8 protein-coding genes are annotated in these 9,881 nt (G+C 34.9%); 1 reads left to right on the forward strand and 7 read right to left on the reverse strand.

The annotated features are described in order from the left end of the window. Nucleotides 1-18: 18 nt before the first annotated feature. From B4W83_RS13340 to shp3, 5 genes are all read right to left on the reverse strand, one after another. On the reverse strand, nucleotides 19-267 hold the full coding sequence (locus B4W83_RS13340; RefSeq protein ID WP_001144048.1) for a hypothetical protein: 249 nt from the start codon (nucleotides 265-267) through the stop codon (nucleotides 19-21). Nucleotides 268-270: 3 nt separating this feature from the next. Further along, complete coding sequence (locus tag B4W83_RS04660) at nucleotides 271-1,392, reverse strand: hypothetical protein (RefSeq protein ID WP_001221832.1); 1,122 nt, start codon at nucleotides 1,390-1,392, stop codon at nucleotides 271-273. Further along, nucleotides 1,389-1,868, reverse strand: coding sequence for a hypothetical protein (locus tag B4W83_RS04665; protein ID WP_000350879.1), 480 nt, complete (start codon nucleotides 1,866-1,868; stop codon nucleotides 1,389-1,391). The genes B4W83_RS04660 and B4W83_RS04665 overlap by 4 nt, the downstream gene beginning before the upstream one ends. 495 nt (nucleotides 1,869-2,363) lie before the next feature. Beyond that, the gene (locus tag B4W83_RS04670; RefSeq protein WP_000744515.1) at nucleotides 2,364-4,220 is read right to left on the reverse strand and encodes a hypothetical protein; all 1,857 of its coding nucleotides are present in this window, start codon (nucleotides 4,218-4,220) and stop codon (nucleotides 2,364-2,366) included. A 101-nt stretch (nucleotides 4,221-4,321) separates the two neighbouring features. Beyond that, nucleotides 4,322-4,393 carry a peptide pheromone SHP3 gene (gene shp3 / locus B4W83_RS12345; RefSeq protein ID WP_001812431.1) on the reverse strand — a complete coding sequence of 24 codons (72 nt, stop codon included), beginning with the start codon at nucleotides 4,391-4,393 and terminating at the stop codon, nucleotides 4,322-4,324. Nucleotides 4,394-4,472: 79 nt separating this feature from the next. Here shp3 and B4W83_RS04675 point away from each other — a divergent pair, with 79 nt between their 5' ends. After that, nucleotides 4,473-5,324, forward strand: coding sequence for a helix-turn-helix domain-containing protein (locus B4W83_RS04675; protein ID WP_000837496.1), 852 nt, complete (start codon nucleotides 4,473-4,475; stop codon nucleotides 5,322-5,324). A gap of 193 nt (nucleotides 5,325-5,517) precedes the next feature. On the opposite strand, the gene smc is transcribed toward B4W83_RS04675, so the two are convergent. After that, nucleotides 5,518-9,057, reverse strand: a complete 3,540-nt coding sequence (gene smc, locus B4W83_RS04680) for a chromosome segregation protein SMC (RefSeq protein ID WP_000280948.1) — start codon at nucleotides 9,055-9,057, stop codon at nucleotides 5,518-5,520. Further along, nucleotides 9,048-9,746 carry a ribonuclease III gene (rnc, locus tag B4W83_RS04685; RefSeq protein WP_000661482.1) on the reverse strand — a complete coding sequence of 233 codons (699 nt, stop codon included), beginning with the start codon at nucleotides 9,744-9,746 and terminating at the stop codon, nucleotides 9,048-9,050. The genes smc and rnc overlap by 10 nt, the downstream gene beginning before the upstream one ends. Between the last annotated feature and the right edge of the window lie 135 nt (nucleotides 9,747-9,881).

A 9,881-nucleotide genomic window follows, 5' to 3' on the forward strand; every position in this document is an offset into this window, starting at 1 on the left:
TGGCCTCATTAATAGGCATCAGTATATCAAAGTAAAAATTGATAGCCAGATTATCAATTTTTGCATCACAGCGATCAATACAAGCCCCCCCCCAACAACAAGACTGTTATTTGGAGAAAAATTACTTGTTTCATCAAAAACTATTAAATTATCCCTAAAACTAGCATCATAATTTAAGTCATTTAATGAAATTATCTGATTTAAATCTTTTTTATACATTTTTTTCACTAGTAAATTGGAAAAATCAATATCTTCAATCACAGGCATGTATTATCTTCCTTTCAATAGTCCTTTTTCAAGCATAATTCTAATAATTGAACGAATACCGCTCTCTTCCTTATATTGAATTTCATTTTTTGATTCATACACCGAACCTTCATTAATATATGATATTATATTGTCGAAGATTTCTTCTTTATATCTTGTACTAATATTAGAAAATGCTTCTCTTACTTTAGTCACACCTTCACTTTCTTCAAGTAACTCATCTGTTGAAAATAAATATCCATACTTAGATAAGGTATTACAATTCCCAGAGATTTGATTATATTTTTCAAGCAATAATGCCTGAGAATAATTTGAAGGCAAAAAATAATGTGGTTTTAAGCCTAATTCTAAACTCTCTAAATAAAATGTCAAACCAGGTGTTGTAAATATCCTACTTGCTTCACATGACGCTGATAGAAACTCTTTATGGGACATTACTTTAAATGTAACATTGTAGTCAAAACGGTTGTTTGATTCAATCCATTTTTTCTGCGTCATGTTACAAGCACAATCAATCTCATATTTATCAATATTAGGTATTTTTGAAAAAAGTTTTAGATAAAATAACATGTACTTTTTGAAAAATACATCATTTTCATATGGAGTAACTATACCAGCGAAATTTAATAGAATTTTATTGTTTTTGAAATCTTTTGTTTTTGTTATTCCTTCCGTATTAATAATAGGATTTATTGTTTGGATATTCTTATACTGCGATAAATTATTGGGATCAATAAAAGCATTTTGAACAAAATAAATATCATATTCGTTAATCCCATCTAGGGGTTTTTCCCACATCCAACTTAGACTATCAACAAATACACTTTTTACATTTAAATTTGTATCTCGTTGAATTTTAGGAATATTCAGATTCATAACATTAATTAAGAGTTCATAATTCTTAATATCTACTATTTTCAAAAAGCTTTCAGACCTAATTTCATCAGTATCACACTCGATGTATTCTAATCTATTACCAAAGTTGGTCTTAAAAAAATTTATAGATTCTCCATTTCCGCAAAATGTAATCTCTTTATATCCCATCTTCAATAGCTCTTTGATAATAGAATATAATTTGGAAGACGGACCAAAACCAAAATTTGTAGTTACTGTCAAAATTCTCATAACAACCACCTAATAAATATATGCTTTTCTATGTACTTTAATATTTTTAACCATTCAAGTTTATCTGGAAACTCATCTTCAGAATCATAATAAATAACATGAACCTGAGTACCTGTTGTGTGTAAACCTTCATACAATGGTGTTTTTGAACCGATTCTTTTGTTAATTCCTAAGACAATAGGAATAGAGTGCGCTGAAGCCCAACCAAGTTCCACAGCACATCCATAACTATTATTTGGAAAAGTAATATATACATTACTTTGTTTCGGTATCGAATAATCTCTAAGGGTACATTCTAAAGAATCTGCAATCTTTTTGCCAAATTCTTCTTCCTCTAGAACACAAAACACATTATGACCATACGATCTCAAATCAGAAATAATCCCCTTAATTCTGGACTTTGTCGCAGTTTCTAACGGACTTTTCAAGTTCGGATTAATTATTCCTGTGATTGGTGTACCTAAAAAAATATCCATTGTTATTCATTCCTTTCTTTCGTTTCATTCAATGCACAACACTGAGTTAAAAAGTATTGTGCTCTTTGTTTAAAACTATAATATAAAACGTGAAAACATATCACTATTACAAATCGCGACGAGGCGATTAAGTGAGTGCTTCAGCCAATACATTTGAAAAAATCCATCATTATAACTGTAGTTCATCCTATTAGGTACAACCAACTGTGACCATAATACTAAAAAAATCAAAGAGAAAACTAGGAAGCTTGTCTTGTACATCTCAAAATACTGATTTTATAATGAAGATAAGACTAGAATGCTAATTAATAGATTTACAGATAAATATCTGATATCTTGTATTGCTTTACGATTTCTTAAGATTATAATTAGTAAATTTATTATTAGATAAGCGACTTGTTTATAAAAAGAAATAGGCCTTTCTCAAATTTGGTGAAGGAATACTCCTCGTGTTTCAATTACTCAAAATTAGAGTAAATAATAAATATATTACATTTATATTTTTTCAAACTTTCCCTCACAATTATTTATTAAATTGAAGAAACATCTACTAATAGCTATTCCCCCATTCTGAATAATAAATAGCTTAAGATAATAGCTTTGAAGTAAAGTATCCTCGTTAAAACAGATCTCTCCTTCAACTACTTTAGTTCCAATATTTTTAAAACGTATTCTTTTCAACTCTGGTGAGGTATTTGATGACTTTTCTACATATGTTGGTAGCTGTACTCCTAAGTAAACATCTCCTCTATGTTGTGGAGTAATAACAATCTTATATTTTATTCTTAATCTTTCTCTATCATAATTATCACACATAAAATCTACTTCTGGCATGCCTGTCATTGAAGTATTTTTATCACCGCACCTATAACAATAGAAAGAATTAATATTGAATAAATTGTTAGTTTCTGGAATATAGTTGCAACCAACACCCGAACTTCCACAACAACATATTTTTTTGAAAATACTACTTTCATCAATTATAGACCTAAAAATATTATATCGATCAAATTCGAAAAGCTCGTCATTTTGGTTCTGAATCATTATTTCAGCTATCTTTTTAGAAATAGGATTTACTCTATTTATTAAATTTTGTTCAAAATTTAAATATTTTTCTTCTGTCACTCCATAGGTACCTCTGCGTGTCATTTGCATGTAATCTGCTAAAACATTATTAGATAACTTTTTTACCTCATGTTCACTACTTAATAACCCAGACGAAACATATGAAGCAAGTCGCGATAAAATCATTTTGCTACTTTGGGTTAATCGGACAATCCCATTTATATTTTCAAGTGATTGATCTACTTTTCTAGTATTTGGGAGTCCAATATTAACAATTGAAACAAACGGCTGTACATCATTTAATTTATTATGAAGTTTGGTTCCAATATTTGTCAAATTTGAATCTGAAAAAATTTCATATATCTCTGGATTATCAATCGATTGAACAGCAATAGAAGCAACAATATTTCTTGCTATTCCATCGATAGCATCTAATGTTAAGTTGAATCTAGAATCATACAATCTACAATCATTAAACGGAAAATTACTACAAGATAATAAAAATAATGTTTCAACATTTATAGAGCTAATACGTATTGCTTTACTCTCATCCTTAAAAAAAGATTGCCCTTGATGGCCCCAAGAAGGAGCAAATTTTTCTTGTTGAGGAATTAATTTATTAAAACCATGCAAAGTGAAATCAGCTAAATTTAGATGATCTTCTTTTCCATGTCCATGAAAAACTAATTCTGACCAAGATTTTTCTTCCAAAAGATTTTTTATATTTTCATTTTCAAGCCTTTTTATATCAAAAATATCCCATTTGTTTTTTGTTTCACTAAATTCATTTAACTTTTTATGCGAAAAGACTGCTTTTCGTACTTCTTTTTCACTTTTTGAGTAAAACTGCTTTCCTATCATCCAAGACAATGAAGATAGATCTCTTCCTGTCAGTATGTACAGTTCAATATTATTTTTCTTACAATATTCTAATATAGTCAAAATTTTATATTGTGAAAAATCTTTATATAGTCCTATTACTACCAGATTTTCTATGTTTATCATCTCATTTAAAGAGGTCACCCACTTCTTACAAAATAACCTACAGTTTTTATAAAACTCTAAATCAGAAGATAGAGTGATCCCTGCATCGCATTGGTAAATTGGCGTTGTTTTATAGCATTCGGAATATTCATTGTTAATTCGCTTGATATTATGAAGTAAATCTTCTCTTTTGTGGTCAACAAAAATAGGAATTTCTCCTTGAAAATTTAAACCCATAGTATTAAAAGCATTCGAATACTCTTGTACATTATTTGATATTTTAAATAAATTCTGTTTTTTCAATTAAAGCCTCCCAAATTATAAATACCGTATTTTATACTATGTATCTATAAAATCTTAAGTCTTTAGAATATTCTAAAGACTTAAGTGTACACTTAAGCATTTTACCCACCAACAATTATAATAATATCCATCACCAAAACCAAAATCGGCAAAAATTTTGAAATTTTCTTCATACTCGGACTTCCTTTCCGTTTTTATTTATTGTACAATAAATAAAAACGGATTTAATTTTTGTTGGGAAAATGGGAAATTATGAAATCAAAACTTGGCATCACACTTAGAAAAGTTCGTAAAGGAAAACAAATTAGTCTATGCTCTGTAGCAGATGAACACCTTTCAAAATCTCAAATATCTAGATTCGAACGTGGGGAATCAGAGATATCTTGTATTCGACTTATCAATATTTTAGACAAATTACACATTACTTTAGATAAGTTTCTTATTTTACATAATGAAGATTATACTAATGCTGAATTATTCGCTAATTTGGTTCAATATATTCGTAAGCAATATTCATCACATAACATCAAAAATATAGCTGCTCTACTTTCTGACTCATCACATTACACTTTAAATTCTTTCGATAAAACAATGATAAAATCCATTCTACATACAATGGATTCCAGCATTATTCCATCAAATAAAGAATTACTTCAATTGACAGATTATCTCTTTAAAGTTGAAAAATGGGGTTACTATGAAATCACTTTATTAGGTAACTGTGTACGAACAATAAACTACAACTCCTACTTCCTATTAACAAAGGAAATGTTGAACAATTACATCTACTCTTCATTGAATAAAACAAATAAGCGAATTGTCACTCAATTGGCCATCAATTGTCTAATTCTTAGCGTAGATAAGGAAGAATTTTCAAACTGTACTTGTCTAATCACCGAAATAAAAGCATTATTAGATAATGAATTAAACTTTTATGAACAGACAGTTTTTCTCTATGCAACTGGTTACTTTGAATTTAAGCGTCATTTAGATAGCGGAATTGAAAAAATGAAACAGGCCATACAAGTCCTTGATATTTTAGGAGAAGACAAGTTAAAATTACACTATACTAGCCATTTCGATAAACTGGTAAACAAAGAATAGATGAAATGATTCTCTACTATTTAACATTTTACAAATCAAGGGTGTCTCCATAAACTCGCAACATCTCTAATGATTTTACCCTGATAGCAATAGACAGTTAAAAAGCCCTGAAATCAGCTAAATTTCAAGGCTTTCTTTATAGGCTATTGTATCAATTTACTTATTCCGATTTCTGTTGCTACTAGTTTAATTGTCATCCTTCAATACCTTCTAAATCTTTTAACTTAACTGAAACAATTTTTGAGACACCTGACTCTTGCATGGTCACTCCATAGATGGAATCAGCCGCTGCCATGGTTCCTTTACGGTGGGTCACAACGATAAACTGGCTGTCCTTGTCAAATCGATTGAGGTAATCCCCAAAACGTTTAACATTGGCTTCATCCAGCGCAGCTTCCACCTCATCCAAGATGACAAATGGAATGGTCTTGACACGAATAATGGAGAAGAGCAAGGCAAGAGCTGATAAGGCTTTTTCCCCACCACTCATGAGATTAAGCGACTGGATTTTCTTTCCTGGTGGTTGGACTGAAATCTCAACCCCAGCTGTCAGTAAGTCACCCTCAGTCAATATCAAGTCTGCCTGACCTCCGCCAAACATCTGTTTGAAGGTCACTTTAAAGGACTCACGAATAGCTTCAAAAGTTGATTTAAAGCGTTCCTTGACCTCATCATTCATCTCTGTAATGGTCTCAAGGAGCAGGTTTTTCGCTGACAAAATATCATTTCGCTGGCTATTGAGGAAATCCAGACGGCTGTGAACTTCTTCGTACTGTTCAATAGCATCCAAATTGACAGGCCCCAGTGAGCGAATAGCCTTCTCTAAATCCTTAACTTCTTGCTCTGCCAGATTGAGGTTTTCCAATTCATGTGCCTTTTCTAGTGCTTCAGTATAGCTAATCTGGTACTGGTCTGTTAATTGACTTTGTAAATGACGTAAGCGCTCGCTAACCTTTTCTTTCTTAGCTTCAGCACGTGTTTGCTTGCGAATCCACTCCTCATTCTGTTGGCGAGCCTGATCCAAATGACTAGCAATATCATCTAATTGCCCTTCAATATCATCCAACTCAAACTGCTTACGAATCAAGCCTTGTTGGAGATTTGTTTTCTGCATTTTGGCTTCTTTCGCCTGTTGACTGAGCAATTCTGTATCAACCTTCTCCAGATTATCAACCTTTTCTTGAAGAAGGCGCTGGATTTCCTCTTGTTCGATATTCAGATTATCCAATTCCTTGCCTAGACGCTCAATATCAGCTACTTCATAACGTTTTTGCCCTTGCAGTTCTGTCTTAAGCAAACGAGCTTGCGCTAGCTCTTCCTGCAAGTTTTGATAGCGTTCTTGGATGGCGTTTTTGTTAGACTTAATTTCTTCAATCTCAGCTTCCAGATTTTGCTTGTCACTGGCAATGGTAGCAAGGCGATCTTGGCATTTTTCCTTATCTGCTTGCCAATCTCCGTCAGAAAGACGATCTAATTCCTCTTCTTGGAGTTTCCAAAGAGTTTCCAGTTCTTCAACTTGCTGACTGGTCTGCTGATAGGCGAGGGACAAGCCTTGCTCCTGAATACGAGCCTGCTCTCCCTGATATTTAATAGCTTCTAATGATTCGGTCAATCTAGCCATCTGGTCTTGTAAGATCTTCAAACTCGACTCTTCTGAACGAAGACTTGCTTCCTCTTCAGCAATTTCTTTTTGCAATTGCTCCAGTTCTGGCTTGATAAAAATACTGTTATTCTGGCGATTGGCACCACCCGCATAGGAACCACCTGTTCGCAACTCTGTTCCATCCAATGTCACCATACGAACCTGATAACGAACCTGGCGAGCTGCTTCACGCGAATGCTCTACAGTATCAAAAATAGCCGTCGTAGCTAGCAAGTTCTTGAAAATAGCTTCCAACCTATTATCGAATGTCACCAACTCATCTGCCATGCCCAGAAATCCCGGACTTGCAGCGATAGCATCTTGATTCTGGCTAGAAATCGTACGAGCCTTAATCGTTGTCAAAGGAAGGAAGGTTGCACGACCAGCCCTGTTGCGTTTGAGGAAATCTATAGCCTTAGTCGCCGCGTTCTCATCCTCTACGATGATGTGCTGACTGCTTGCTCCAAGCGCAATCTCTAAGGCAGTTTGATAATGAACATCAAAAGTCAGATGCTCACTAACTGCCCCAATAATCCCACCAAGGCGGTCTTTTTCTTGGAGGACACTCTTAACACCTGCATAAAAGTTACTGTGATTTCTCAGGATATTTTCCAAACTTTGGGCTCTAGCCTGCTTGTTTTTAAGACTGTCCAGACGGTCAAATAGTTGACTTTGCTGAGCTTGATAGGAAGCTTTCTGCTCCTCTTGCTCCTTGGCAATAGCTTGGTAGTCAGCCAATAATTTCTGAACATGCTCCTTGGCAGTTTCAAGCTCCGCCTTTTGCTGACTAGCCTTCTCTTTAGCTGTAGCCAGCTGTTCTTTCAGCTTTTCTAATTGATCTGCTTGTTTTTGAGAAAGCTGACGACTATTTTCCAACTCATTCTCAATACGAGTCAGTTGGTTTGAGACATCCGCTTCTTCTTGTAAAAGAGCTACAAAGCGTTCACGCAAAAGCTCAATCATCTGATCAGGATCATCTGAAAAAGTCAGCAATTCAGCCTCTAGTCGATTGAGTTTTTGATTATTTTGGACTAGATTTTCCTCTAAAAGTGCCAAAGAGCTTTCCTTATCAGATTTTTCTTGGCTGAGTAAATTTCTCTTATCCTCCAAAGCAGCCAAACGGGCTTGTGCCTCCTGTTGATTGAGGGCTACTTGCTCAGATTCTAATTTCGATAGGGCTAATTTTCTCTCTAAATCACTAATCAGACTGGTCAAATCCATCAAACTGCCTTGGTCTTTAGCCATTTCAGCCTGTAAATCTTGGCGTTGCTTTTTAAGAGTTTGATTTTCTTCTTCTAATTTTTCACGCTTTTGGTAATAGCTTGTCAAGAGTTCCTGAACCTGTACCAACTCTTCTTCTGTCGACTCTAGTTCAGCCTTATTTTCCTTGATTTGAGCAACAAGGACATCCAAGTAAATAGCCTTGCGTTGACCTTCCAAATCTAAAAACTTACGAGCATTTTCTGCTTGCTTCTCAAGAGGCTTGATTTGATTATCCAACTCATAGATAATGTCCTCTAAGCGGTCTAGATTATCCTGAGTTTGTTGCAATTTGCTCTCAGTCTCTTTTCTACGAGTTTTGTATTTCAAAACTCCAGCAGCCTCTTCAAAAATAGCTCTGCGTTCTTCAGGCTTGGAGTTGAAAATCTCCTCAACCTTCCCTTGGGAAATGATAGAGAAGGAATCTCGTCCCAATCCAGTATCCAAGAAAAGATCATGAATATCACGCAGACGGACTTTCTTGCCGTCAATCTTGTATTCGCTATCTCCACTACGATAGATATGACGTTCTACCCTGATTTCTTGTCCTGCATCCTTGATAAATCCGTCATGATTATCCAGAGTCACAACTACAGAAGCATAATTGAGCGGTTTGCGACTTTCAGTTCCAGCAAAAATGACATCCGGCATCTTGCCCCCACGGAGACTCTTAACACTTGACTCCCCCAAGGCCCAACGCAGACTTTCTGTAATATTGGACTTTCCAGATCCATTTGGTCCAACAACCGCCGTCACACCTTGGTCAAAGACGACCTTGGTCTTGTCAGCAAAAGACTTGAATCCCTGAATTTCGATTTCCTTTAAATACATGAATCCAGCCCTTTCTCAACGGCATTTTTGGCAGCTTCCTGCTCTGCTAATTTCTTAGAACGACCTTGACCTTGACCAATGCTCTTACCTTCAACAAGAACTTCTACATCAAATACCTTATCGTGGGCAGGACCCGTTTCAGAAATCACCTGATAACGAATAGCCACATCCCCATTGACCTGAAGTAACTCTTGGAGATGGGTTTTGTAGTCTGTAATCATCTCAAACTCACCTGCTTCAACCTTAGGAATCATGACTTGATAGATAAATTCCTTGACCTTGGTCACATCCTTGTCCAAAAGGAGGGCACCAAGAAAGGCTTCAAAGGCATCACCAAGAATGGTGTCACGGTTGCGACCACCAGATTTTTCTTCCCCTTTACCCAGCTTGATAAACTGGTCAAACTGGCAATCACGCGCAAAACCAGCCAAACTCTCCTCGCGAACAATCATGGCACGGAGTTTTGATAGGTCACCTTCAGGCTTTTTAGGATATTTTTTATATAGATATTCTGAAATCAATAACTGTAGAACAGCGTCTCCTAAAAATTCCAAGCGTTCATTGTGTGAAATTTTTAAGAGGCGGTGCTCATTGGCATAACTCGTATGAGTAAAGGCAGTCTCCAGTAACTTTTTGTCTGCAAATTCGATTGCAAAATGGTTCTTTAGTACAGTTTGTAATTCTTTCATACCAACCTCTTTCTAACTGATAACAGTCCTTTTTATTATATCAAAAAAAGCCTCCTGAGTCACTCTAAAACGGGACTGGAGGGGATTTGGGCATTCTTTAGACAGAGATTTTCAGTTTTATACTCAATGAAAATC

Source organism: Streptococcus pseudopneumoniae ATCC BAA-960 = CCUG 49455, assembly GCF_002087075.1.
In the GTDB taxonomy this organism is placed as follows: Bacteria; Bacillota; Bacilli; order Lactobacillales; family Streptococcaceae; genus Streptococcus; species Streptococcus pseudopneumoniae.